Origin of the sequence: Nonomuraea sp. NPDC050383 (assembly GCF_044459125.1) — a bacterium.
GTDB lineage: Bacteria > Actinomycetota > Actinomycetes > Streptosporangiales > Streptosporangiaceae > Nonomuraea.
In genome coordinates, this window is record NZ_JBITIP010000013.1 from 82,721 (window position 1) to 106,886 (window position 24,166).

The 24,166-nt window shown below is 71.8% G+C and carries 24 protein-coding genes; 5 read left to right on the forward strand and 19 right to left on the reverse strand.

Annotation, left to right across the window (positions count from 1 at the left end; all coding sequences use genetic code 11):
* Window positions 1–120: 120 nt before the first annotated feature.
* The gene (locus ACIBG4_RS28985; RefSeq protein ID WP_397204515.1) at window positions 121–1,014 is read right to left on the reverse strand and encodes an LLM class flavin-dependent oxidoreductase; all 894 of its coding nucleotides are present in this window, start codon (window positions 1,012–1,014) and stop codon (window positions 121–123) included.
* Window positions 1,015–1,099: 85 nt separating this feature from the next.
* On the opposite strand from ACIBG4_RS28985, the gene ACIBG4_RS28990 reads away from it, so the two are divergent.
* Window positions 1,100–1,585 (forward strand): SRPBCC domain-containing protein, encoded by a 486-nt coding sequence (locus ACIBG4_RS28990; protein ID WP_310713603.1) that lies wholly within the window; start codon window positions 1,100–1,102, stop codon window positions 1,583–1,585.
* Here ACIBG4_RS28990 and ACIBG4_RS28995 read toward each other — a convergent pair.
* The 7 genes from ACIBG4_RS28995 to ACIBG4_RS29025 all read right to left on the reverse strand — a co-directional run bounded on the left by ACIBG4_RS28995 (window position 1,573) and on the right by ACIBG4_RS29025 (window position 7,383).
* The gene (locus ACIBG4_RS28995) at window positions 1,573–1,944 is read right to left on the reverse strand and encodes a metalloregulator ArsR/SmtB family transcription factor (protein ID WP_310713601.1); all 372 of its coding nucleotides are present in this window, start codon (window positions 1,942–1,944) and stop codon (window positions 1,573–1,575) included. The genes ACIBG4_RS28990 and ACIBG4_RS28995 overlap by 13 nt on opposite strands.
* Before the next feature lie 159 nt (window positions 1,945–2,103).
* The gene (locus ACIBG4_RS29000; protein WP_397204516.1) at window positions 2,104–3,303 is read right to left on the reverse strand and encodes a cytochrome P450; all 1,200 of its coding nucleotides are present in this window, start codon (window positions 3,301–3,303) and stop codon (window positions 2,104–2,106) included.
* Window positions 3,303–4,367, reverse strand: coding sequence for a methyltransferase (locus ACIBG4_RS29005; protein ID WP_397204517.1), 1,065 nt, complete (start codon window positions 4,365–4,367; stop codon window positions 3,303–3,305). The genes ACIBG4_RS29000 and ACIBG4_RS29005 overlap by 1 nt, the downstream gene beginning before the upstream one ends.
* 34 nt (window positions 4,368–4,401) lie before the next feature.
* A complete protein-coding gene (locus tag ACIBG4_RS29010; RefSeq protein WP_397204518.1) occupies window positions 4,402–5,418 on the reverse strand; it encodes a Rieske 2Fe-2S domain-containing protein in 1,017 nt (338 codons plus the stop codon).
* A gap of 46 nt (window positions 5,419–5,464) precedes the next feature.
* The gene (locus ACIBG4_RS29015; RefSeq protein ID WP_310713592.1) at window positions 5,465–6,355 is read right to left on the reverse strand and encodes a helix-turn-helix domain-containing protein; all 891 of its coding nucleotides are present in this window, start codon (window positions 6,353–6,355) and stop codon (window positions 5,465–5,467) included.
* A gap of 76 nt (window positions 6,356–6,431) precedes the next feature.
* Window positions 6,432–6,920: an ester cyclase gene (locus ACIBG4_RS29020; protein WP_310713590.1), complete on the reverse strand. Its 489-nt coding sequence runs from the start codon at window positions 6,918–6,920 to the stop codon at window positions 6,432–6,434.
* Window positions 6,921–6,939: 19 nt separating this feature from the next.
* Window positions 6,940–7,383, reverse strand: a complete 444-nt coding sequence (locus ACIBG4_RS29025; protein WP_310713587.1) for an ester cyclase — start codon at window positions 7,381–7,383, stop codon at window positions 6,940–6,942.
* 168 nt (window positions 7,384–7,551) lie between these two features.
* Here ACIBG4_RS29025 and ACIBG4_RS29030 point away from each other — a divergent pair, with 168 nt between their 5' ends.
* A complete protein-coding gene (locus tag ACIBG4_RS29030) occupies window positions 7,552–8,556 on the forward strand; it encodes a Rieske 2Fe-2S domain-containing protein (protein WP_310713585.1) in 1,005 nt (334 codons plus the stop codon).
* 55 nt (window positions 8,557–8,611) lie between these two features.
* Here ACIBG4_RS29030 and ACIBG4_RS29035 read toward each other — a convergent pair whose 3' ends face one another.
* The 3 genes from ACIBG4_RS29035 to ACIBG4_RS29045 all read right to left on the reverse strand — a co-directional run bounded on the left by ACIBG4_RS29035 (window position 8,612) and on the right by ACIBG4_RS29045 (window position 11,252).
* Window positions 8,612–9,181 carry a DUF5655 domain-containing protein gene (locus ACIBG4_RS29035; protein WP_397204519.1) on the reverse strand — a complete coding sequence of 190 codons (570 nt, stop codon included), beginning with the start codon at window positions 9,179–9,181 and terminating at the stop codon, window positions 8,612–8,614.
* 40 nt (window positions 9,182–9,221) lie between these two features.
* Window positions 9,222–10,733: an MFS transporter gene (locus ACIBG4_RS29040; protein WP_310713581.1), complete on the reverse strand. Its 1,512-nt coding sequence runs from the start codon at window positions 10,731–10,733 to the stop codon at window positions 9,222–9,224.
* Window positions 10,734–10,880: 147 nt separating this feature from the next.
* The gene (locus ACIBG4_RS29045; protein ID WP_310713579.1) at window positions 10,881–11,252 is read right to left on the reverse strand and encodes a VOC family protein; all 372 of its coding nucleotides are present in this window, start codon (window positions 11,250–11,252) and stop codon (window positions 10,881–10,883) included.
* A gap of 148 nt (window positions 11,253–11,400) precedes the next feature.
* Here ACIBG4_RS29045 and ACIBG4_RS29050 point away from each other — a divergent pair, with 148 nt between their 5' ends.
* A complete protein-coding gene (locus ACIBG4_RS29050) occupies window positions 11,401–12,690 on the forward strand; it encodes an FAD-dependent monooxygenase (RefSeq protein WP_397204520.1) in 1,290 nt (429 codons plus the stop codon).
* A 21-nt stretch (window positions 12,691–12,711) separates the two neighbouring features.
* On the opposite strand, the gene ACIBG4_RS29055 is transcribed toward ACIBG4_RS29050, so the two are convergent.
* The 8 genes from ACIBG4_RS29055 to ACIBG4_RS29090 form a co-directional block, all read right to left on the reverse strand.
* Entirely contained in the window at window positions 12,712–13,302 is a 591-nt protein-coding gene (locus ACIBG4_RS29055; protein WP_397204521.1) for a hypothetical protein, read from the reverse strand.
* Window positions 13,303–13,328: 26 nt separating this feature from the next.
* Entirely contained in the window at window positions 13,329–14,780 is a 1,452-nt protein-coding gene (locus ACIBG4_RS29060; RefSeq protein ID WP_397204522.1) for an alpha/beta fold hydrolase, read from the reverse strand.
* Between the two features lie 11 nt (window positions 14,781–14,791).
* Window positions 14,792–16,225 carry an alpha/beta fold hydrolase gene (locus ACIBG4_RS29065; protein WP_310713570.1) on the reverse strand — a complete coding sequence of 478 codons (1,434 nt, stop codon included), beginning with the start codon at window positions 16,223–16,225 and terminating at the stop codon, window positions 14,792–14,794.
* On the reverse strand, window positions 16,222–17,313 hold the full coding sequence (locus tag ACIBG4_RS29070) for a class I SAM-dependent methyltransferase (RefSeq protein WP_310713568.1): 1,092 nt from the start codon (window positions 17,311–17,313) through the stop codon (window positions 16,222–16,224). The genes ACIBG4_RS29065 and ACIBG4_RS29070 overlap by 4 nt, the downstream gene beginning before the upstream one ends.
* A 161-nt stretch (window positions 17,314–17,474) precedes the next feature.
* Window positions 17,475–18,743, reverse strand: a complete 1,269-nt coding sequence (locus ACIBG4_RS29075) for a cytochrome P450 (protein WP_355435416.1) — start codon at window positions 18,741–18,743, stop codon at window positions 17,475–17,477.
* 51 nt (window positions 18,744–18,794) lie between these two features.
* Window positions 18,795–19,808, reverse strand: a complete 1,014-nt coding sequence (locus tag ACIBG4_RS29080; protein ID WP_355435419.1) for an SRPBCC domain-containing protein — start codon at window positions 19,806–19,808, stop codon at window positions 18,795–18,797.
* Between the two features lie 47 nt (window positions 19,809–19,855).
* Window positions 19,856–20,497: a DUF6073 family protein gene (locus ACIBG4_RS29085; protein ID WP_310713562.1), complete on the reverse strand. Its 642-nt coding sequence runs from the start codon at window positions 20,495–20,497 to the stop codon at window positions 19,856–19,858.
* 50 nt (window positions 20,498–20,547) lie between these two features.
* Window positions 20,548–21,819: a HEAT repeat domain-containing protein gene (locus tag ACIBG4_RS29090; protein WP_310713559.1), complete on the reverse strand. Its 1,272-nt coding sequence runs from the start codon at window positions 21,817–21,819 to the stop codon at window positions 20,548–20,550.
* A 352-nt stretch (window positions 21,820–22,171) separates the two neighbouring features.
* Between ACIBG4_RS29090 and ACIBG4_RS29095 the strand changes: the two genes are divergently transcribed.
* The gene (locus ACIBG4_RS29095) at window positions 22,172–23,335 is read left to right on the forward strand and encodes a KR domain-containing protein (RefSeq protein ID WP_397204523.1); all 1,164 of its coding nucleotides are present in this window, start codon (window positions 22,172–22,174) and stop codon (window positions 23,333–23,335) included.
* Window positions 23,332–24,165, forward strand: coding sequence for an SRPBCC domain-containing protein (locus ACIBG4_RS29100; RefSeq protein WP_397204524.1), 834 nt, complete (start codon window positions 23,332–23,334; stop codon window positions 24,163–24,165). Before ACIBG4_RS29095 ends, ACIBG4_RS29100 begins: the two co-directional genes overlap by 4 nt.
* Window position 24,166 lies beyond the last annotated feature (1 nt).

The window sequence follows — 24,166 nt, forward strand, 5'->3', positions numbered from 1 at the left end:
TGGAAGTGGGAGATCCCGGGGTCGATGAGATGGTAACCACAGCGAAGGCGGGGTTGAAGTGGAATGTCGCCAACTCGGCGATATGACGATGGATAAGCGGGATTTCGGCGGCCGAATTCGTCATGAGTTCGTGTGCTGATGATGGCCGGGGTTGTCGGCGGTGTATCGGTCGACGAGCTCGGCGAGCCGGGCCACCTGGCCGACCTCGGGCGACCAGCAGTAGAGGATGACCTCGTCCGCCCCGAGCTCCTCGAAGCCTCGCAGCGCCGTACGGATCTGGTCCTCGGTGGTGAGCATGCCCTCCACCATCCAGTGGGAGGCGCCGACGATGGCGTAGCACTCGCTGATCGCCGCCTTGGCCGTGGCGACCGTCTCGTCCGAGCCGAAGGCGACGTTGAGCTGGCCGACGTTGCGCGGGCGGTCGGCCCGGCCCGCCTGCGACCATTCCTTGTCGACGGCGCGGAAAAGGTCGCCGGCCCACGGCGGAGGCGCGGCGCACAGCAGTCCGTGTCCGAACCGGGCCACCCGGGCCAGCGCCGCCGGCGCGAACGCCCCGAACAGGATCTCCGGGCCCCCCGGACTCACCGGCGCGGGCCCGACCGGCCCGAGTCCGCACGGGGTACGCTCCCCCGCCCACAGCTGCCGCAGCGCGATCAGCTGGTCGTCGAGCCGGCGTCCACGCCCCTTGAGCGGCATCCCGGCCGCGGCGAAGTCGTCGGTCCGGCTGCCGACGCCCATGCCCAGCGTGAACCGGCCGTGGGCCAGCCGGTCGAGCGTGGCCACCTGCTTGGCCAGCAGGGCGGTGTCGCGCAGCGGGCCGATCAGCACCTCGGTCTGGATGCGGACCCGTCGTGTGGTGGCGGCGACGGCGGCCAGCATCACCAGCGGCTCCGGGTTGCGCCAGATGAAGCGGTCGAGCAGTCCGAGCGTGCTGAACGGCCCCGCCTCCACCTGCCGCGCCCAGTCCAGCAACAGGTCCGGCTCGTCACCCGGCAACCCGATTCCGATCTTCATGGGTGTCCCCTTCGTCAGTGCGCCGTCTTGGCTGTGGCGATAGACTCGCTGTGGTCATTCAGTCCCTGATCGAGAGCTGACGGATATGACGGACGACCCCCAGGCGATCAGACTGGATGAGTTCCTGCCGTATCCCCCCGATCGCGTGTGGCGGGCGTTCGCGGAGCCCCGGCTGGTGATGAAATGGCTCGGGCCGGAGGATTTCCGGCCGATCGTCGGCCACCGGTTCACGATCGTGGCGCAGGCCGTTCCGACGACGAAGTTCGGCGGCGTCATCCACTGCCAGGTGCTGGCCGTCGAGCCGGAGCGGATGCTGCGGATCAGCTGGGACGACCACGGTCCCAGCGGGGCGCGGTGCACGGCGACCTGGCGGCTGGTGGCCGAGGGCCACGGCACCCGCCTGTTCTTCGACCACGAGGGCTTCGACCCGGACAACGAGCTGCAGCAGCGGGCGCGCCGGATCATGGGCGGCGGCTGGCGCTCGTGGCTGTTCAGCCGACTGGCAGCGGTCCTCGCGGACAAGGTCGCCGGGCAGGACGTCGCCCGTGAGGGGCGGCCCTACCCGCCCTGATGGTCGCCTTCCTCCTCCACCACGGTGTCGCGGAGGAGCCTCAGCCGATCTCTCCAGTAGGCCTCGTACGGGTGCAGCCAGTCGGAGATCTCCTGCATGGGCGCCTGACACAGTGAGTAGTGGCGTTCCCGGCCGACCCTGCGCTCCGTCACCAGGCCGGAGTCCCGCAGCACCTTGAGGTGCTCCGACACGCTGGGACGGGCCATGTCGAAGTGCGCGGCGAGGCTGTTGACCGACTGCGGGCCCTGCAGCAGGAGCTGGAGGATGCGGCGCCGGACCGGGTTGGCCAGCGCCGGGAACACGTCGTCGAGCAGGGTGGGGACACCGTCCGGCGTCGTCGTCTTCCCGCTCCGCGGCATGGTTCGCAGCCCCTGATCGCACTGTCGTCGGCGGCCCGATATCCGTCGACTCCAGTACATTATCAGTAGGGGCTATCCTACCTGTCAACGCGGCATGCCGATCCGCCCGGCGCCGGTGGGCGGCTGGATCACCCCCCGGCCGCCCTGTCGCCGGCCGGCTCACCACGTCACCGGCAGCGCCTCAGGCCCTCGTACCAGCCGGTCAGCCTTCCAGGTGATCTGCTGCGGGTCGACGGCGAGCCGCAGACCGGGGAACCTGCGCAGCAGGGCCTCGACGGCCAGCTCGATCTCCACCTTGGCCAGTGCCGCGCCCATGCACCGGTGCGGCCCGAAACCGAAGGTCAGGTGCTGCTCCCTGGCCGCCTCGGCGTCGATCTCGTCGGGGTCGGAGAAGACCCGCGGGTCGCGGTTGGCCGCCGAGAGCTGGGTGTAGACGGCCTCCCCCTTGGCGATGAGGGTGTCGCCGATGGTGACGTCCTCGGTGGCGACGCGGGCGAACCCTCCCGGGCTCTCCAGCGGGATGAAGCGCAGCAGCTCCTCGACCACCCGCGGCAGCGGCGCGCCGCGGCCCTCGGCCAGCTCCGTGTAGAGGCCGTCGCGGAGCATGACGAACATCATGTCGGCGAGCTCGTTGACGGTGGTCTCGTGGCCGACCACGAGCAGGGTGACGCCGAACGTCACCAGCTCCTGCTCGCTCATCACCGCCTCGGTGTCGCGGGCCCGGACCATCACGCTGAACAGGTCGTCGGCCGGCGCGACCCGGCGCTGCCTGACCAGCCACTGCAGGTACGCGGTGAGGCTCTGGAACGCGGCGAAGATCTCCTCGGGGGTGAACGCCGTGACCGACATGACGATGTCCGACCACACCCGGAACTTCTCCCGGTCCGCGAACGGAACGCCCAGGATCTCGCAGATCACCGAGATGGGAAGGGGCAGCGCGAGGTCCCTCATCAGATCGGCCGGCGGCCCCTTCGCGGCCATCTGGCCGAGCAGGCCGTCGATCCGGTCGGCGATCCACGGCCGGAGTCTCTCCACCCGGCGGGGCGTGAACGCCCGGGCGGCGACCTGGCGGACCCGCGTGTGGTCGGGCGGATCCATGCTCATGATCATGTCGGGGCTCTGGACGATCTGCGGCTGCAGCCGGGGCAGGTCCATCGTCAGCGTGACGGCACGGCTGAACCGGGGGTCCGAGAGCACGAACTTGGTGTCCTCGTACCCGGTGACCAGCCACGCGTCCCCGCCGAACGGCATGCGGACCCGGGCCACCCGCTCGGACTCCTGCAGCTTGCGGTACTTGCCGTCCAGCTCCAGCGCGGTGGTGGGCCCGAACGGGAACGGGTGAACGGGGCGCTCGTCCATCACCGGCTCCCGGCGGGGCGCAGCTCCAGGATCTCCAGGCCGAAGGAGGTCGGGTACGACTCGGCCACGGTCAGCCCGGCTCGTGCCGCGAGCTCGTCGTACTGCGGGCGGCTGCGTTCCTTGCCGCCGCAGAACAGCAGCATCATGATGTCCAGCCGGGCCAGGCTCCGCTGGTCACCGCCGCCGCCGACGATCGTCTCGACAACCAGCAGCCGGCCGGTGGACCCGAGCGCCTCGGCGCCGCGCCGCAGCACCGCCACGGCCTGGTCGTCGGACCAGTTGTGCAGGACGTTCATCAGGACGTAGGTGTCCGCGCCGGTGGGCCAGGCGGCGAAGAAGTCACCTTCGACGAAGCCGGCGCGGTCGGCGACCGGCGATCCGGCCAGGTGCGCCCGTGCGGTCGCGACCCCGGCCGGAGTGTCGAACACGATGCCGCGGGCGTCCGGGGATGCGCGCAGGACGGCCTCCAGCAACAGCCCGTGGCCGCCGCCCACGTCCACGACGTCGCCGCGGGCCGACCAGTCGATGGCCGCGATGACGCTGTCCAGCGAGATGCGGGTCTTGTGGGCCATCGCCTTCTCGAACGACGCCGCCAGATGCGGGTGCTCCGCGAGGTCCGCCCAGACGTCCTGGCCGAAGATCCGCTCGTACACCGGCCCGCCGGTCCGCACCGCGTCGATCATGTGCACGGGTGTCTGGTCGAGCCGGGTCATCGCGCCGCCCATGTCCCACCAGTCGCGCATGCTGACCGGGTTGTCCTCGGACATCAGCGCCGACAGCCTCGTCGGCCGGTACACCTCGGAGCGCTCGTCGTGGTCGAAGACGCCCAGGTGCGCCAGGTACCGCAGCAGCCGGCGCACCGCCTCCGGATCGACGCTCTCCCCGGCGACCTCCAGCCCCTTCAGGATCGAGTCGGCGGACGCGCCGTCGGGCGTGACCAGATCGGCCAGCCGGAGCGTCGCCGCCGCGCGGATGGCCCAGGGCGCCACGGTGTCGGTCAGGTTGAGCATGGTGATGAACGCGTTGTCGGCCTGGACATCGCGGGGGGCACGTGCGTCGGACACCTTGTACTCCGTTCGAGAGCGGGACACGGGGTGGTCAGCTGAGGAACTCGCGTGCCGGATTGGCGCGGGGACAGGTCCGCATGTAGTCCAGGAACATCGCCAGGGTCCTGTCACGGGAGGTGAGCAGGCCGGGCTGGAAATGGATGGTGTCGAAGATGTCGGAGTCGTCGGAGTAGAACTGCATCTGCGCCTCGAACACCTGCTGCAGCGCCTTCTCCGCCGACTCCTCGGTCTCCGACTCGCCCTTGCGGACGCCGTAGACGAAGAAGGAGTCCGTCCGGCCCGGGGCAGGCAGGCTCGGCGAGGTCATCCAGAAGTACCAGCGGCCGTTGAGCAGGCCCGTCTGCAGGAACAGGTTGGGGCCGTGGATGTCGATCTGGACGTCGTACGAGGTGCCGTCCGGCAGGGAGCCGACAAGGTCGTACCCATGGCTGTGCGCGCTGTGCCGGACGGTGTCGGCGGGCGGCGTCTTCAGGTCGAACCCGTGCGGCAGCGACAGGTGCTGCAGGTCCAGGGTGTGCGCCGACACCATCCAGGGCTCCATGGCCAGGTGCCCGAACCGTCCCCGTCGCGCCCGGACCTCGTCCTCCGGGCAGGGCAGATCGGGGATCTGGAAGATCGGCTCGGTGCCGTTGAACGCCCACACCACGCCGAACCTCTCCGCGGTGGGGAAGCGGAACAACCGCGCGCCGTCCGGCACCGGGTCGCCGCTGCCGGTCCGGCGGCACACCCCCTGCTCGTCGTAGACCCAGCCGTGGAAACGGCATCGCAGCATGCCGTCGGACACGGTTCCCACGCTGAGGTCGGCGCCGAGATGCAGGCAGTAGGCCGACACCACCGACGGCCGGCCCGAGCTGTCGCGGAACGCGACGACGCGCCCGCCCAGGAACTCCGCGCCGACGACCTTGCCGGCCGTCAGGTCGGCGGCCATGCAGATCGGATACCAGCTCTGTGTGTAGAGTCCGTCGTCCCCCTCGTGTGGCAGGTGCTCGCCCATCGGGCGGGGAACCGGATCGTCCTGGCCGGTCGCCGGGGCCGGGGGTGTGGTCACGGGTCACCTCCGCTTGTTCGGTTCGCGCGGTGGCCCAAACGCTAGATCAGGCCAGGTCCCGGAACTTCTTCGATCCTGCGCAAGCTCGCTCGCGGCCGACCGGCAGGCTTTTCGGCGTCGGATCAAAGCCGCTCTCCTGGGCGGCCAGCAGCGGGGAGGCGAAGACGATGGGCGGATCGCTGGGCCGGCGCGGGCGCAGATCGATGACGATGTCGCTCTCGGCGACGTGGCCGTCCTCGACGTGGACGTGCCCGTACGAGCCGACCAGGTACTGGTTCGGCAGGTCGCCGGTCATCATGGCCTCGATGTCGGCGTCCGGCGAGAAGCTCATCGCCAGCGCCATGTAGGCGCCGTCGGGGCCGACCGCCATGTCCACCTCGGCGGACTCCCGGGCCATGGCGCAGGCGGCCGGCCAGCCCTGCGGGATGCCGGACTCGAACAGCCCGACCAGCGCGATGCGGCCCGGCTCCAGGCCGTTGAACCGTACCCGGAGCTTGCGGGCCCGCCCGGCACGGAGCGGGGGCGGCGCCACCGCGTCCAGCACCGCGTCCCAGGACTGGTCGGACATCTCGGTGATCAGCCGCCGGAACTTCCGCGGCGAGACCCCGACGTGCCGGGCGAACTGGTGGGAGAAGGTGCCGAGGCTCGTGTACCCGACCTGCATGCAGATCGTGGTGATGTCCAGGTCGGTGGCCGCGAGCAGCCGCTTGGCCTCGGCGATCCGCAGCGCCGCCAGGAACCGCGCCGGGGTGGTGGCGGTGATGAGCCGGAACACGCGAAGGAAGTGGAACGGGCTGAAGCACGCGGTCTGCGCCAGGTCGTCGAGCGAGTGCGCGCGGGACAGGTCGCGGCGGATCTTGCCGAGGACCTCCTCCACCGCCCGGAGCCGGTGATCGTCGTGGACGTCGACCCTGCCCGTTGCGCCGTTCTCGCGCATCCGCACTCCTACCTCCAGGTCCCTGCAGCATCCATCGATACGTCCCCCAGGTCCACCCGCCGCCCGCGACGGTCGTTCAGGGCCGGTTGGAGGGCTCCGGGTTCGGCCACATCGACGCCCAGCCGCCCTGCGCGCCGTGCGTCTCCCGCAGCAGATCCGGGATCTTGGCCACGTCGAAGACCCCCCAGTGCTCCACGATCTGGGCGCCGTCGAAGCGGAAGGTGTTCGATCCGCCGATCGCGAACGTCCTGCCGGTGGCGGGGACGCCCATGAACTCGCCGGTGTGCGCGAAGTGCAGCTCGATGGCCTGCGACAGGTACTCCCCCTCGCACACCGAGACGAGCACCTCCACCTTGGTGGTGGTGAGCGCGTCGGCGGCCTGGCCGAACCGGTGCGCGACGCCGTCGCGGCCGGGCGGGTCCCACGGGGGCGCGAAGTGGTCCACGAACTCCGGGGCCAGCACCTCCTGTATCGCCGTGAAGTCCTTCGAGAACAGCACGGCTCCGCGGAAACGCCGTACGATCTCTTCCCGTTCGGCCTTGATCTTGGCCAGTTCGTCGTTCACGCGCCCTCCCAGGTCGCTGTCAGGCCGTCGCCTCCAGCAGCTCGCTGTCGATCAGCCCGAGCTGCTCAAGAAGATGCACGGTGTCGGCCACGCCCCAGTGCTCGACCACCTTGCCGTCCACGATGCGCAGCTGGCCCATCAGCGCGCAGCGGACGGCCCGGCCCGTCGGCTCCATGTTCAGATAGGGGCCGGAGTGGGTCGCCGAGACCGTGAGCCGGGTGCTGACGAGGTCACGCTCGGCGACCATGTCCTCGACGTCGATCCGGATGTCCGGGAACGCGGCGATGAACCGCTGCATCTCGCTGCCCACCAGGCCGGCCGGCATGGTCCCGTCGCGGCCGTGATGCACCATGTCCGGTGCCCAGTACCGCATCATCGCGGAGACGTCCCGGACGTTCCACGCGTCGACGAGCTTCTGTACGACGGCCTTGTTGGCGGCCAGCTGGTCCGTTTCCACGGTCACGGTTCCTCCCCGTCGGCCCCTCCACGGATGACACCCTCATAGGCAAACACATCGGCATATGTCGGGTTTCTTCGAGATTGTCGTTCTGCCGGGTGCGATTGACCGGGCCGTCAAGCCGCGGAGACACTGAACGCGGTCCAGCGCCTGCCGGGAAGGACGGCATTCACCATGACCATCTCGGATGACGTACGACCTCGGCCCCGCGCCGAGAGCATCCCGTCCGAGGGTGCGGACGGCCTGTTCACGCAGACCTGGTTCCCGGTGTGCCTGAGCACCGCCCTGCCGGCGGACGGCGGCATCGTCGGCGTGAACCTGCTCGGCGGCCGGGTGGTGGCCGTGCGCTCCCGCTCCGGCGAGGTCGCCGTGTTCAGCGCCTACTGCGTCCACCTGGGCGCCGACCTGTCGGTGGGCCGCCTCGAACGTGACGCGATCCGCTGCGCCTTCCACGGCTGGCGCTACGGCATGGACGGCCGCTGCCTGTCGGCCAACGGCACGCCGGTCGATCCCCGGGCGCGCCTGTTCCGCTTCCCCACCGTCGAGTCGCACGGCATCGTCTGGGCGTTCAACGGCTCGGCCCCGCTGTTCGCACTCCCCCAGCCGGAGCCGCCGATGCCCGGGACACCCGTCGCGACGCGGGCGCTGGCGTTCGACCAGGAGCTGGCGGTCGATCCCTGGGTGGTCGCGGCCCAGACGATGGACCTGCAGCACTTCGCGCTCCCCCATGAGGGGAAGTTCGTCGAGGACCCCAACGACTCGGTCACCTGGGACCGGTTCTCGGTGGGATACCGCTACCACGCGCTGATGCCCGGCGGAGAGGAGTACCGGGTCTGGGCGTCGATCCACGGCAGCAACATCTTCTGGCAGCAGGGAACGCTCGACGGCCGCTGGTTCTACTGGATCACCGGCATGGCGGCGCCCCGGGAGCGGACCACCGCCTCATTCTTCGGCTGGGGCACCCATGTGCTGCCCGGCGAGCCGCCGGAGGCGGCCGAGGAGTTCCTCACCAGGGTGCAGGCGTTCATGTTCAACCTGCTGGCGGAGGACGCGCCCGTGCTGATGACGATCCACTACACCCCCGGGTTGCTGACCCACGGCGACGCCGCCCTCGCCGACTTCTTCTCGTACCTGCGCCGCTACCCGCGGGCCAACCCGGCCCGGGACTATCTGCGCTGACCCGCGCCCCGCCGGCCCCGCCACCAGGGCGGGCCGGCGGAGACAGCAGGTCGCGTCAGTTCTGCTCGTACGCCTGCCGCAGCAGCGCCTTGATGCCGTCGTCCACCTGCTCGACGGCGGTCAGGCCGACCTTGTGGGTGGACTGGCCCGGGGCCTTGGCCGGCTTGAGCCGCTCGTCGGCCGGCGGGTCGACGAACCGCAGCCCGAGGTCGATCCGGCTGCCGGTGGCGGGTTGCACCGCGGCGAACTGGCGCTTGCGGTTCACCGCGACGAAGGTGGCACGCACCTCGACGGCCACGTCGTCGCCCAGCTCGGTGGCCGCCGCGACGAGCGCCTCGTAGATCGGCTTCAGGCTCTGCTGAGGTCCGGCGTACTGGGCGGCGAGATGGTCGTCGGCGGTGGGCTCGGCCCACCCGGCGTCCTTGGCCGCGGCGATGGCGACCGCCTCCTGCTGCGGCTTGGTCAGGCCGTGCTCGGACTTGAGCCACTGCCGCACCGCGCGCTGGTCGAGCGGGTCGGTCCCGGACTTGCGGACCTCGGCCACCCACTCATCGAGCGACTTGCCGGTCTTGTCGGGAAGGGACGCCGAGACGCGGACGAGCATCTCCGCTCCGGAGAGCGCCATTCCAGGTTCCTTTCGTCGGATTGCGGAAGGGGGGAGCTGCTCAGCCCCAGGACGCGCCCGCCCCCTGAGGGGGCGCCTTGACCCGGCTCGCGATCACGGCGGCCACGACCATCAGCACGGCGCCCACGATCAGCGCGGTGTTGAGGCCACTGGTGAAGCTCTGGCCGACCGCGGTCCTGATCTGCGCACCGACATCCGGCGCCACCCCGGTGACGTGCGGCAGGACGCCCTGAGCCGCCACGGCCGCCTGGTCCGTCGCCTTGTCGACGGCGTCCGGCGGAACGCCCGCGGCCCTGAGGCGCCCGGGAAGGTCCGCGGCGACGCGCACGCTGATGATCGCCCCGAGGATGGCCGTGCCCAGCACGGCGCCCAGCATCAGGCCGGTCTGCTGCATGCCCGACGCCGTCCCCGCGAGGTTGGCCGGACTGTGTCCCAGGATCACCCCGACGGCCACCGGGACGATCGCGCCGATCCCGATGCCCATCAGCCCCAGCGACGGACCGAGCAGGGCGTACGACGAGTCGGCCTGCAGCAGCGTGATCCCCACCGAGCCCAGGGCGACCAGGACCGCGCCGAGCATCATCGGCACGCGAGGGCCCCGGTCGTTGCCCAGTTTGCCGCCGACCGCGGCGCCGACCCCGAACAGGACGGTCTGCGGCAGCAACAGCACCCCGGCGAGCAGCGGCGTGGCCCCCTGCACCTGCTCCAGGTAGAGGCCGAAGTAGAAATAGCTGCCGAAGGCCACGAACGCGGCCATCGTGAGGACCACGACCGCGGCCGAGAGGGACGCGGAGCGGAACAGGCGCAGCGGCAGGACCGCGTTCGCCGACGCCTGCTGCCGCCAGAGGAACAGCGCCCCCAGCACGACGAAGCCCAGGAAACACAGCCCGGTGTACAGGTCGAGACCGTCCACGGGGATGCGGACGACCCCCCACACCAGCGCCAGCAACGCGGCCGACAGCAGGATCACGCCGGGGATGTCGATCGGCGCGGCCAGTCGCTCCTCGCGCCCCTTGTCCATCAGCACCAGCCCGGCGATCACGACGATCGCGCAGATCGGGACGTTGAGGAAGAAGATCCCCCGCCACCCGAACTGGCCGACCACCAGGCCGCCGATGAACGGCCCCGCCGCCATGGCCAGCGCGCCGAACCCGGCCCAGACGCCGATGGCCGTCTTCATCCGGTCGAACGGGAACAGGTTGCGGATGATCGCCAGCGAGTTGGGCGCGAGCACGGCCCCGAACAGGCCCTGCACGACGCGGGCGGCGATCAGCACCTCGACGGAGCCGGCCAGTCCCGCGGCCACCGAGCTCGCGGCGAACCCCACCATCCCCACGAGGAAGGTGGTGCGGTGGCCGAACCTGTCGCCCATCTTCCCGGCCGTGATCAGGAAGACGACCACCGCGAACATGTAGCCGTTGCTGACCCACTGGAGCTGGCTGAGCTCCGTCCCCAGCTCGACGGCGATCTTCGGGTTCCCGAGCGCCATCACGGTGGAGTCGAGCGCCTCCATCATGGCCCCGAGAGAGACGAGCACCAGGGTGATCCACATCCGGGACGAGACGGTGCTCGCGGGCGCGGCATCGTCGGCACCGGATGGTGACCACGTTTCGTCACGAGGGGGTTGGGTCATGGCTTCTCCCACGGAGGGACGACTGGGTGGATCACCGCGGGCACGCCGCGCGGTGGTGACGAACGATCAGGCGCCGCCGCCGTCGACGAGGATGAAGCGGTTGCCGTCGGGGTCGGTGACGGCCGCCTGCTTGCCCCACGGAGTCTGGTTGGGGTCGTCGACGGTGACGCCGGCGTCGCGCAGGGCGGCGACGGCCTCGTCGGTGTCCTTGGTCTCGAGCATGGCGTTCTGCAGCTTGGGGAGGTCCGGCATCCAGTTGCACAGGACCAGCGTCGTCTGCCCGCCCCTGGGCGCCACCTCGATCCAGCGCAGGTTGTCGCCCATCGGCATCGGCGTCTCGCTGCGGACCTCGAAGCCGAGCTTGTCGACGTAGAACGCCTTGGCGGCGTCCTGGTCGGTGACGGGAATGGTCAACTTCTGCAGATGCGTGATTTCCATGCGGCAATCCTAGGTAGGGAAGATCCTACCCGTCAAGGGTCGGCTACATCCTACGCGTTTCATGTCGCGAGGCGCCGAAGGGCCGTTACGGACCGGTGGCAGCAATGTCGGAGAAGGGTTCGCGACCCGCCTCGGGCATGCTCGGGACATGCACCCGACGAGGCGAGGCCGCGTACTCGTGGCAGGCGGCGGCGTCACCGGGCTGGCGCTGGGCATCGCGCTGCGCCACCGCGGGTTCGCCGCCGTCGTCCTGGAGCGCTCGGCCGGACCCGACCCGGGCGGTGGCGGGCTGGTGCTGGCCCCCAACGCCGTCAAGGCGCTCTCCGCGATCGCGCCCGGTCTGGCCGGCCGGGTCCGCGCGGCCGGTCAGACCGCCGGCGGCCGCGGCGCGCCCCCGCATCGCAGCGCGTTCCTGGACGAGCGCGGCCGGCTGCTCGGGTCGGTGTCGTTCGACGGGTACGAGGACCGCTACGGCATGCCGGCGGTCACCATCCTGCGCGCCGGTCTCCACGCGCTGCTCTGGGAGGCGGCCGCCGACGCCGGGGTGGAGCTGGCCGGCGGACGCGCCGCCGCCCGGTACCTCGACCACGGCTCGCACGTCGAGCTGGTCACCGACGCCGGCGAGGTGCTGCGCGGCGACCTGCTGGTCGGGGCCGACGGCGTCAACTCGGCCGTACGCGCGCGACTGCTGGGCGACGGCGAGCCGCGCTACCGGGGGTTCACCGCGGTGCGCGGGATCGGGCCCGCCCCCGCTGCCCACCCCGACGGGTTCATCGCCTACGGACGGGGCCTGGTGCTCTTCGCCGCCGCGCTCGGCGGGGGCGAGCTGTACTGGGTGGCGTCGATGACCGCGCCGCGCGGCGTCTGGCCGCGCCGGCCGGTCGCCGAGGCGCTGGCCCACGTGATCGACCGCACCAGCTCCTGGCATCCGGACCTGCGCAAGGTGCCGGCCTCGGCCGATCCGGCCGGCTGTGTCGTCCACGACGTCTTCGACCGGCCGCCGCCGCGCACGTGGAGCCGGGGCCGCGTCGTGCTCGCCGGCGACGCCGCGCACCCAATGGTGTACACCCTCGGGCAGGGGGCCGGGATGGCCCTGGAGGACGCGGCCGTCCTCGCCGCCGCGCTCACCGGAACCTGCACCGCCATGCCGGACGCGAGCGACGGCGCCGGGGTGGGCGGGACCGACGGCGCCACGCCGGACCTGACCGACGGCGCCGGGGTGGAGCGGGCGTTGCGGCGCTACGCGGCCGAGCGGGGCCCACGCGTGCGCCGGATCGTCCGCCAGTCACGGCTGCTGGGCCGGGTCGGTCACGTGCGCTCGCCGTTGCTGGTCGCGATCCGCAGGGCGATCCTGATCGCCACGACCCGTGGGGACGGCGCCGGCGAGCAGAGCGCGGACGTGTTCGGCTGGACTCCCCCCGAGGAGGCCCCGCGCTGAGCGGCCGCCGGCCGCGGGGCCTCACCGCTCGCGTGCCCGGCCCGCCAGGTAGGCCGCGCCCCGCGCGGAGATCCGGTAGCCGGTGCCGAGGCTGACGGTCAGCCCGAGGTTCTTGAGCTTGCGCACGTCCAGCTTGAACTGCGCGGCGTCACGTCCCAGCTCGTCGGCCAGGTCGCCGGCCCGGACCTCCGGCCGGCGGCTGATGATCTCCAACGTCGCCTCGGTCCACGGGCCGGTCCTGCTCCCCCGGTCCAGCCGGGCGAGCCTGGCCGCGATGGTCTCCCGCTCCCCCGCCGACAGGTCGCCGGAGGCCGCCGCCTCGTCGCGCGGGTCGGGCTCGTCGACGAACCGGACGCGGAGCCGGTAGACGGGGTCGCCGGGATGCCCGCGAAGATCCTCGACCACGGCGGCGGCCGACGGATAGCCGGCGGCCTCCGCGTCGGCGTCGGTGATCCGCCCGGCCTCCACGACGTCGATCGCGTCGACCGCCACCCGGCCCAGCGCGGTGCGGTACACGTTGCCCGCGGTCGCCTGCCGCTGCCGCCAGCGGCGGAACAACACGGTGATGGCGCCGCTGCGAATGCCGTCATGCCGTTCTTTCTCGATCAGCATGAGGGGAGGCTACCGCCCGCGGCCCGTCATTCCCGGCCGGACGCGGGCGGCTCCAGCATCCTGTCGGGGTTGGGGCAGACGTGGTCGGGGCCCGGCGTCCTGCCGGTCAGCAGGAAGTCGCTGACCAGCTCGTTCAGGCCGGCGTTCCCGTAGAAGGGGAAGACGCGATGGTGGGCCGTGTCCGCGACGGTCACGAAGCTCGACCGGTCGCCCAGCACCTCGTGCATGCGGCGGGCGGCCACCCACGGGGTGGACATGTCCTCGTCGGCGGCCACCAGCAGGTACCGTCCGCCCCCTGCCTCCGTGCCGAGCCGGGTGGCGGGCTCCGCCGGCGGGACGGGCCAGAACGCCGGCGCCTTGATCCCGTTGAGCGCCGCGCCGGTCCAGGGGAACTCCTCGGCCGCCTTGAGCATGTCCTGCTCGTAGAGGGCGGGGCTGCGGGGCCATGACGCGTCGCCGGCCAGGATCGCGAGCTGGGCGACCGTGCCGCTCTCCTCCTTCGGCTGCCCGAACATCCGGGTGAGGAAGTCGACGCTGTCCGCGTCGAGGTCCGCTCCGGTGAGCAGGTGCCGGACGATGCCGGCGAGGACCGGGTACGCCTTCTCGCTGTTGAGCATCCCCACGGGGATCAGCCTGGCCAGGGTGCGATCGAGCGGGAACCCCATCAGCGTGACCTGGTCCCCCCGGTCGACCGCGGCGAGCACGCCGTCGTAGGCGGCCCGCACGTCGGGGCCGGTGGAGCCGAGCCGGTACGTGGCGTCCCGGGTGGCGGCCCAGCGGCACCACCGGTTCAGCGCGCGCTCCCCGTTCTCGGGGAAGTCGGTGAACAGCCCGCGCCACACCCAGTCCGGGCTGCAGATGGCGTCCAGGACCGCGCGGTTCAGGCGGTCGCCGAACATCTCGCCGTAGACGGCGCCCAGATAGGTCCCGTACGAGTAGCCCAGGTAGTCGATCCGGTCGGCGGCGAGCACGCCGCGGATCACGTCCATGTCGCGGCAGATGTTGCGGGAGTTGGCGTGGGCGAGCAGGTCGAGCGAGCCGGCCGAGCACTTGGCGGCCACCGTGGCCTGGTAGCGGATCTCGGCGTCGAACGACTCGGGGTAGTGGAAGACCCAGAAGCGCTCGGACGGTTCGAGGTCGCAGTAGATCGGTGTGCTCGCCCCCATGAACCGGTGGTCGAAGCCGACGACGTCGAACGCCTCGATCAGCGCATCGGGCAGGCTGCCGAGCAGCGCGGTGAGCAGGTTCAGGCCGCTGTTGCCCAGGTCGTCGCCCGGGCCGATCATCAGCACGCCCCGGCGGCGGCCGGTCGCCTCGTGCCTGGCGACGCCGATCTCGATGTCGCGGTCACCCGGGCGCCGGTAGTCGAGGGGAACCCGCAGCGTCGCGCGGCGGGCGCCGCCCAGCGCGGGGTCCGGGGCGCTCCATTCGACCTGCTGGTCGTAGTAGGCGGCCAGGTCGGTGTTCGGCTGGTTCATCGTCGGCCCCCTCAGAGCTCTCGCGTCCGGTCGCCGTCCAGGACGACGTCGGCGTCCGGCAGCCGTCCCGTCGTCAGGAACTCCCCGGCCAGCGCGTCGACCCGGGCGTCGCCGGCGAAGGGGAAGACGCGGTGCTCCGTCATGCCGCGCACCATGACCAGCCGGGCCCGCTCGCCCAGCAGGCCCCGCAGCTGCGTCGCGCCGACGGAGGAGGTGAACATGTCCTGCTCGGCCTGGACGAGCAGCACCCCGTCCGCGGCGGCGGGGCCGAACTCCGTCGGCGGTTCGAGCGGCTGGACCGGCCAGAACGCGCCCGCCTTGACCCCGAGCAGCGCCCGGTCCATGAACCCCGTCCCCTCCTCGCTCGCCGCCTCGTACTCCTCCAGCTCCCGCGGCCAGGCCGCGTCCCCGCACAGGATCGCCATCTGCGCGGCGGAGGTGGCGGCGTCGCGCGGGACGGCGAACATCGAGCCGATGAGCTGCTGGGTCTCCGCCCGCAGGGCCGCGCCGGTCCTGGCCGACCGCACGACGTCCGCCAGGGCGGGGTGCGAGCGTTGCGAGCTCAGCATCATCATCGCCAGCACCCGCAGGAACTGGTCGTCCAACGGCACCGGCACGCCGGGGAGCATGATCCCGCCGGCGCCCGCCTTGCGCAGCACCTCGTCGAAGGCGTCGCGCACCCGCTGCGGGGTGTCGCCGAGCGGTCCTCCGGGCCGGGCGGTCCGCGCGCACCACTGCCGCAGGGTGGCCTCGCAGTTGCGCGCGAAGTTGCCGAACAGGCCGCGCCACACCCAGTCGGGGCTGAGCACGCTGTCGAGGATCACCCGGTCGGCGCGGTCGCCGAACAGCCGGCAGTACACGGCGGCGACGTAGGAGCCGTAGTTGTGCCCGATCAGGCAGATGCGCTCCTCACCGAGGCCGCGCCGGATGACGTCGATGTCCCGGGCGATGTTGCGGGTGGTGATGTGCGGCAGGACGGCCAGGGAGCGGTCGGCCGCCTTGGCCGCGATCTCGGCCTGGAAGCGGACCTCGGCGGCGAACGACTCGGACTGGTGGAACACCCAGAAGATCTCCCGCTGGTCCAGCCCCCACTGCAGCGGCGCGCTCTCACCGCTGAAGCGATGGTCGAACCCGATCACGTCGAAGACGTCGGTGACCGACGGGGGCAGCGCCTTCCTCAGCTCGGCGGCCAGCGCGATGCCGGAGCTGCCGGGATCGTCGGGCGCGACGACCAGCACGCCCTGCCGGGTGCCGCGCCCGCCCGCCGGGTGACGGACCACGGCGAGGTCGATCGTCGGCCCGTCCGGGTCGCGGTGGTCCACGGGTACGGGCACCCGCGCCCGCTGCGAGCCGTCGCCGGCCTGGGGCGCCGCCTCCGTCCAGCGGATCGGCGCGGCCGGTGACGGGGCGCCGGTGACCGGACGGGCACTGGGGGCGGGGCTCATGACGCCCTCCTGATCTGGTAGAGGACGTTGAAGGGGGTGGGGGCGGCGACCTGCTGAGGAGCCGTCAGCCCGGCGTCGGCGCACATGGCCGCGAGCACCGGGTGCGGGAGCCCCATCATGCCCGCCACCGTCTCTCCCGTCCGGGACAGCGGAACCGAGTACAGGGTGCTGGTGCCGTAGAGGAAGGCGGGGACCTCCCCCACGTTCTCGTGCGGGTCGGTCGAGCAGTGGGTCTCCAGCAGGAGGAGGACGCCGGTCGTCGTCAGCGCCCCGGCGACCCTGCGCAGGACCTCGCCGGGGTCCGTGGCCAGGTGCAGCGCGTCGAACGTCATGATCAGGTCGAAGGAGCCGGACAGGCCGTCCGCGAACTCCGCCACCCTGGTGAGCGTCACGCGGTCGGTGACGCCGAGCTCGGCGATCTCCCGGCGGGCCCGCTCGACGTTGAGGTCGTGCCGGTCGACCCCGACGAACCGCGACGCCGGGAACCGCTGGGCGAGCAGGGCGAGCGCGGTGCCCGAGCCGCAGGCCAGATGGGCGACCCGCGCGCCGGCCGTCAGCTTCTCCTCCAGGCCGGGGACGAGCGGCAGCCACTGGTCGAGCAGCATCGCCCTGAGCCACTTGGCGCTCATCCGCCAGGTGGCCTCGTACATCGCGGGCGGATAGTCGGCCGGGGTCAGTCCGGCGCCGCTGCGGAAGCAGCCCGCCACCTGCTCGACCATCGCGGCCAGCGGCGGGACCAGCCGGGCGATGCCGCCGACGTAGAAGGGTGATTCGGGGTCGGCCAGCAGGGCGGCGTGGGCCGGCGACAGCCGGAACTCCTGCCCGGAGGGGTCCATCTCCAGGTAGCCGCCCGCGACCATCGTCCGCGCCCACTCACTCACGTAGCGGGCGTCGACGCCGGCCTTGCCGGCGATGGCGTCGGCGCTGCGGGGGGCGCCGTCGGCCAGCACCTGGAACAGCCCGAGCTGGTCCCCGAGGGCGCACGACAGGGTCACCATGGCGCGGCTCAGGTCCGCCATGAACTGTGCCCCGGCCGCGAGCGTCTGCTCGATGTCGGCTCCACGGTCGGAAACGATGGGGTTGCCCATGTGCGCCGCCTGTCATCGGTTGCCTGTCCGGTTCCGCCAGCGTAGGCATCGCCTCGGCCGGGCGGCTTCTTCGAGATTGCGCCCGCGCACGATCGCGGGCAGAGCGAAACCGGCACGCCGGTCCGCGTCGCTGCGCGGGGTCGGCGTGCCGGTCCGGGCCGCTAACGCGCGGCGCCGTCTCCCGTCCGGGTGAACCAGACCGGCAGCTCGCCGAGTCCGCGGAGGACGCCCGTCTCGCGGTACTCCAGCTTCTCGACCGGCAGGGCCAGCGTCATCTCGGAGAACTCGTTGAGCAGCGAGGTGAACGCGATCTCCGTCTCCAGGCGGGACAGCGGCGCCCCGATGCAGTAGTGGATGCCGTAGCCGAACGCCAGGTGGTTGCGGTCGCCGCGGCTCACGTCGAGCCGCTCGCCCTCGTCGAACCTGCGCTCGTCGCGGTTGGCCGACGCGTTGGCGATCGTCACCAGCGCTCCGGCCGGGATCGTCACCTCGCCGATCGTGATGGGCTCGGTGGCCACCCGCAGCATCGCCCGCTCCACGGGGCCGTCGTAACGGGCCAGCTCCTCCACGGCCGACGGCATCAGCGACATGTCGGCGCGCAGCCGGTCGATCTCGCCGGGGTTCTGCAGCAGCGCCAGCATGCCGTTGCCGATGAGGTTCACGGTCGTCTTGTAGCCCGCGATGAGCAGCAGGTTGGCCGTGGAGACGACCTCCTTCTCGGTGAACGTGCTGCCCGAGTCGGAGGCCACGATCAGGGCGCTGAGCAGGTCGGGCTGCTCCTCCTCGTGCCCGGAGCCGGGCTTGAGCTCGGCGCGCTTACGGGCGACCAGGTCGACGAAGTAGTCCCGCAGCAGCCGGTTGGCCTCGTACGGGCGGATCCGCTCACCCTTGACGTAGGTCGGGGTCAGGGCCGCCAGCACCCAGTTGGTGAAGCTCACGGCGTCCTGGAACGGGACGCCCAGCAGCTCGCAGATGACCTTGATCGGCATCGGCGCGGCGAACGAGCTCATGAAGTCGAACTGCCTGGAGGTGTCGATCTCGGCGAGCAGCTCGTCGGTGATCTGCTGGATGCGCGGGCGGAGCCGCTGCACCCGCTCGGCGCTGAACGCCTTGTTCGCCAGCTGCCGGAGCCGGGTGTGCTCGGGCGGGTCGGCGTTGAGCATGTGCGGCTCGGAGTCCTCCTCGCCCTCGTCGTACAGCTCGGTCTGCCGCATGACGTCCCACATGTTCCGGGGGTCGCGGGAGAGCCGGCGGTCAGCGAGCGCGGCCCGCGCCTCGTCGTACCGGGTGATCACCCAGTGTTCGATGCCGCGCGGCTCCTTGACGAGCTGGACCGGTCCCTCCTCCCGCATCTGCGCGTAGACGGGGAAGGGGTCGTGGCGGAGGTGCGGTTGATACAGCGGGTGAAGCTCGTCCTCGGCGTGTGCCATATCGCCGGTCCTTCCGTGGTGGATGGGTGGGGAACTTGCGCGAGGTGACCGTCATCCGGGCATGCCGTCCGGCATGTCCGGCGGGGACATCCGCCGGACGAGATTGCCGAGACGGTCGAAGGCGGCGGCCCAGAACTGGGTGAGCAGGGTGCGGTCGTGCGGGGCGGTCTCCGTCGAGCCGAACATCTCCCACCCGTAGTGGAAGACCTGCAGCAGGCTGCCGCCGAGGTGCGTCGGCTCGATCCACAGGTGGCCGGACAGCTGGTCCGGCCATCCGCCCCGGTCGAGCCGGAAGTGCAGGCTCGGCAGGTACGACGGGAACCGCTGGCCGGCCTCGATGTGCTCGGTGACCGTCAGGACGCAGCTTCCGCTGGCGTCGCCGATCACGAACGTCATCGGGTCGTCGACGTTCAGCGAGCCCGACGTGCGGCCCGTCCAGTACTGCAACGCCGGGACGGCGGTCAGCGCCGCCCACGCCTCGTAGGCCGGGACGGGCAGCTCGGTCTGCACGTAGGGCCCCATGCGCCGCCAGGTCCAGCGCACGTCACGTCCGGTCTGGACGTGGTCGGACAGCTGGTCGAGGATGCCCGGCCAGCCCGTGCCGTTCCAGCTCCGCCAGTCCGACGGCCCGTTCGAGCTGATCTCCGTGACGGTCACCGTGGTGGCGGCGCCCATGGCGGTGAGCTGCCACGTCACGCGCGTGGCCGGGCCCACGCCCACCCACCGCCATCGATAGCCCAGCCTGGCCGAGTGACCGTCCGCGCCGGGCGGCTCGACGACGTCGGTGTGACACCAGAAGAACTCGCCGTCACGGAAGTCGAGCATGCTCCGCTCGCCCTCGCGGGCCCAGGTCGCCCCGGTCCTCGCGAGCCACTTCCCGACCCGGTCGGGGTCGGTCAGCGCCGTCCACGCGGCGTCCAGGTCGGCCGGGACGGTCACCGACGCGACCACCCGTTCCCACCGGTCGTGCGCGACCGGCTGGGCCGACGACCGGAAGGGCGGGAAGGGCGACGGCTCCATGAGCGGGACGGTGAGATCGTCGGGCAGTGATTCGACAGCGGTCATGGCTCCTCGGCTCGATCAGCAGGGGCTGGGGACTGGTCTCGCCCGGGTCAGGCGAACCGCTCCGGGGCCAGGTAGCCGCCCATGTTGAAGCGCAGGCTGGTCAGGTACCCGACCGGCATGCCGTCGGGGTCCGTGAGGTCCATCAGCGGCAGCATCCGGTAGATCTGCCCCTTGCCCGGGGCCCCCGCCGGCGGGATCGAGCGGACATCGTCGATGGTGAGGATGACCGGCTCCTTGTTGAAGAGCGTCTTGCCCAGCTTGGGCATGTCGAACAGGCAGCCGACCGCCATCCGGCACGCCTTGGCCGCGGGGCCCTCACCGGCGTACGGGTCGAAGGGGGTGCGGATCTGGCCGGCGGACAGGCAGGTCGGGTTGAGGCTGACGGTGATGGTCCCCAGCTCTTCCGACTCCCCGGTCATCTTCATCTCGATGAGGTTGGTGTAGACCTCGGCGTCGGCCCATTCGTTGTCGGTGGGCTGGGACCGGACCACCCGGACGTAACCATCGAACTCGACGTCGAATTCGCCGACCCCGGGAATGGCGAACGTGTCCCAGCTGTGGAGCCCGAGATTGTCGATCCCGGCCTCGGGCGTCGCCCACCTGACGACCGGCGTGCCCTCGTACAGGTTGGGCACCCCGTCGGTCGTGACCGGCCGGCCGAAGACGGTGGTCTTTGCGGGAGTGGTCATTATGGTTGTTCCTTTCGGGGAGTGTGAGATCGGCCTGTGGTGACGGCGGGCTAGAGGCCCACGGCGCGGTGGTCGCAGCAGGTACGCCCCGGCTCGTCGGCGATGCCGTCCTGGTCGCTGTCGACCTCGCCGTCGACCGTGCTGTAGACGTCGCGGGAGTTGAGGTCGATCCGGCCGTCGCCGTCCCAGTCGTTCAGCTTCCCCTTGAAGGTGCCGAGGATGAAGACGTTGGTCAGGTCCCTGACCTCGGGGTCGTGCATGGTCGACAGGATCCCGTTGCCGGGCTGCAGGATCTCCTCGAGGGACTTGCCGGCGACGCCGGCGACGTTCGTGTAGCCCCAGCCCTGGAAGCGGCCGCGCACGTACCTGATGGCGTCCTCGCCGCGGACCTTCAGCGTCGGGTCCAGGTGCCAGGTGCCGTAGCGGGCGAAGCCGATCCGCGTGTCGTGGGTGCCCATCGAGTCGTCGTCGGCCCGGCCGGACTTGAAGAACGTCCGCGGGACCTGCGACTCGAAGAAGAAGTTGCCGCGGTCGCGCCTGGACCGGTCGGTGAAGCCGCGGAACAGGTAGTTGTCCATGTGCGGCGAGCCGTCGGCGTGCAGGCCGCTGATGGTCTTGGCCATGAGCAGCTGCTTCTCGCGGGTGGCCACGTTCGGGCACGCGTGCGCCTGCCCGTAGATCCGGGCCAGGCCGAGGGGGCCGAGCGAGACCTTGCCCCAGTGCCGGTTGGTGTCGTCCAGCCGGACGTACAGGTCGCAGTGGATGAGCAGGTAGATCGTCTCGTCGAAGGTCCGGCCCTCGGTGAAGACGCCGCTGCGGCCGTCGAAGGCGGGGTCACCGGTGGTGAGCTCGCTGGCGAACAGCTTGGACCACTCGGCGATCTCGGGGTCGGAGTCCGTGGCGAAGCGGCGCAGCGCCGCGATCGCGTGCGGGCCGCCGAGCTTCTCCATGGCCCAGAGCGTGTCCCAGCGGACCTCGCGGTGCTTCTCGTGCCTGATGACCTCGGTGAGCAGCTCGAACGCGTCGGGCAGGTCGCGGTCGGCGTACTCGAAGACGGCCTGCTCGCGCATGACCGGGTCGGGGTGGTGCAGCGCGTCGTGCTGCAGCTCCTCGTCGGTGCGGTTGTCGACGCGGACGGCGGCCCGGTTCAGGGCGTAGCCGAAGTCGCTGCACCAGGCGGCGGGGTCGCCGGCCACGAAGCGCGGGTCCATGCTGAGCGTCGTGCGGTAGGCGAAGTTGAGCGCGTCGCGCTGCTCGTCGCGCAGCGACTCAAGCGGCGGAGCCTCGACCGGAAGCGATGACTGAGGATCGGGATTGCCCACCGATTCCGGGGACTTATTGCATAGATCAATTGCCATCTGTTGCCTCCGAAGGGCGAAGTTGTGGCTACGGAATTCACGTTAGGAGCGGCCGGGTGACAAAACTTCTCCCACCTTGCCCACCCCTGTGATCGGCGGTATCGGAGCTGGCGGACGCTCTGGTGATCGGATACCGTCGGCATGACTCGGGAAAGCCGATTCGCCGATCATGGGAGTCCACGGAAGGGCCGCGATGGGCAACCTAATCGCACCGAGCACGGATTTGACATTCGTTCCCCGACCCTGCCCGCCGCTCCGTTGCGCCCCGGTGGCGATGTCGAATTCTGATTCAAGAATTCACTCGGGTGACGACGGGGTGGTCGTCGAGCTGGGGAGCCGCTGGCGTCCCGGCGACGCCACGCTCCTCCTCGACGGGATCAGGCGGGCGGTGGCCCGCGACGTCCCGCTCACCCTCGCCCACCGCGGCGCCGGCGGCGGCAGCCTGCTCCAGGCGGCGTCGGGCGAATGGCCCCGGTTGCGCTGCCGCGAGGTCGTGCAGGGCCGCCACGCGTCCTTCCATCCGCGCCCGCCGCGCTGGATGCAGTACCGGCTCCCCGGCGCCGCCCCGGACCGCGAGCCGGCCGGGGTGGCGATCAGCGGCGGGCTCGGCGGGATCGGCCTGGTGCTGGCCTCGCGGCTGGCCGCCGCCGGGCACCCGCTGTGGCTGCTGGACAGGCGCCCCGCCGAGAGCCTGCCGCCGGCGGCCCGGCGGCGGCTGGCCGCCCTCGTCACGCGCACCCGCGTGATCGTCGACCGGACGGATGTCACCGCGGACGTTCCGGCGGCCCCGTTCCCGATCACGCGGCTCGTGCACGCCGCGGGCGAGCTGCACCTGAGCCCGCTGGCCGAGCTGGCCGGCGACGAGCTGGAACGGCAGGCCGACGGCAAGGCGAGAGCGCTGCGGACCCTGGTGGGCGCGCTGGCCCCGGCCGGGCTGCGCTCGGTGGTGGCGTTCGGCTCGACCGAGTCCCGCCGGCCGCACCGGCTGTTCGGCGCGTACGCGCTGGCCAACGAGCTCCTGCGGCGCGAGGCGGCCCGGCTGCGCCAGGAGCATCCCGGGATGCGCGTCGTCACCGCCGAGTGGTCCCTCTGGTCGGCGGTCGGGATGGGCGCGGCCGCCGCGGCCATGGCGGGCCGGGCCGGGTTCGCGATCGTGCCGCCGGCCTGGGGCGTCCAGATCACCGAGCACCTCCTGGACGAGCGGCACCCGGCTCCCGACGAGATCGCGCTCGGCGGGCCCCAGCCCATGCCCGATCGCCCGGTGGCGGCGATCGGCGGGATCGGCGGCAGCTCCCTGGCCCTGGACGACGCGTCCGTGCGGCGTCTGGTGGAGCTCTGCCGGCCCGGCCGGGCCGCGCGGCATCAGCCGGTCGGCCGGCGGGACCGCGTCGTCCGCGCCCAGGTGGCCGACCACACCGTCTACACCTGGGGTTCCGGCTGTCAGGACTGGACCACACGGACACCGCGGAGGCAGGGGTGAGGGGCTTCACCGTCGAGCACTCGGTAGAGCTGCCGTCCGACGCCGCGACCGTCTGGCGGATGCTGGTGGACGCCGGGCGCGCCCAGGCGTGGTGGGGGCGGCTGGAGAGGGACATCACCCACATCGCCCAGGAGCTGACCGTCTCCACGGGCTCGTCGTCGGTGTACCGCGTCTGGATCGAGTCGATCGTCCCGGGCCGGACCCTCGAGTTCACCTCCGCGTACCTCGGGGTGAGTCCTCTCAGCGCCGTCCGGCTGGAGGTGCTCGGCTCCGGGCCGGTGCGGCTGCGCGTCACCGAGGCCCTGGACGCGGCGGACCCGGCGACCGTCTACCAGGTCAGGCTGCTGTGGCAGCATCGGTTCGACCGCCTGGCGGCGGCCCTGCCGGTCGCGCCGGCGGGGCCGGGGGCCGAGGTCGCGGGAGCCGCGGGCGGCGGCCCGATCCCCGACATCAGCGTGCGCTGCACGCTCGACAGGCCGGGCTGGCGGCCGCTGCACCGGGCCGTGCTGGGCGAGTGGCTGCCGCTGTCCGGTCCCGCATGGCCGCCGCGCTGGTTCTACGTCGTCGACTCCGAGGGGCCGCGGCCGTTCCCCATCCTCCGCTGGCGCGTGCACTTCGACGACCTGATCGCCCTCGGCATCGAGGCCGTCCGCGGGTCCCCGCCCACCGAGGCCGAGGTCGCCGTCACGGCGAACGCGTCGTCGCTGGAGCTTCGGGTGCGGCACACGGGGTGGTCGGCGCTGGACCTGGACACGGAGACGCGCGAGGTGCTCCGCGACCGGTTCCTGGCCACCTGGCAGCACACGCTCCAGCGGGCCGCCCACGTCTGAC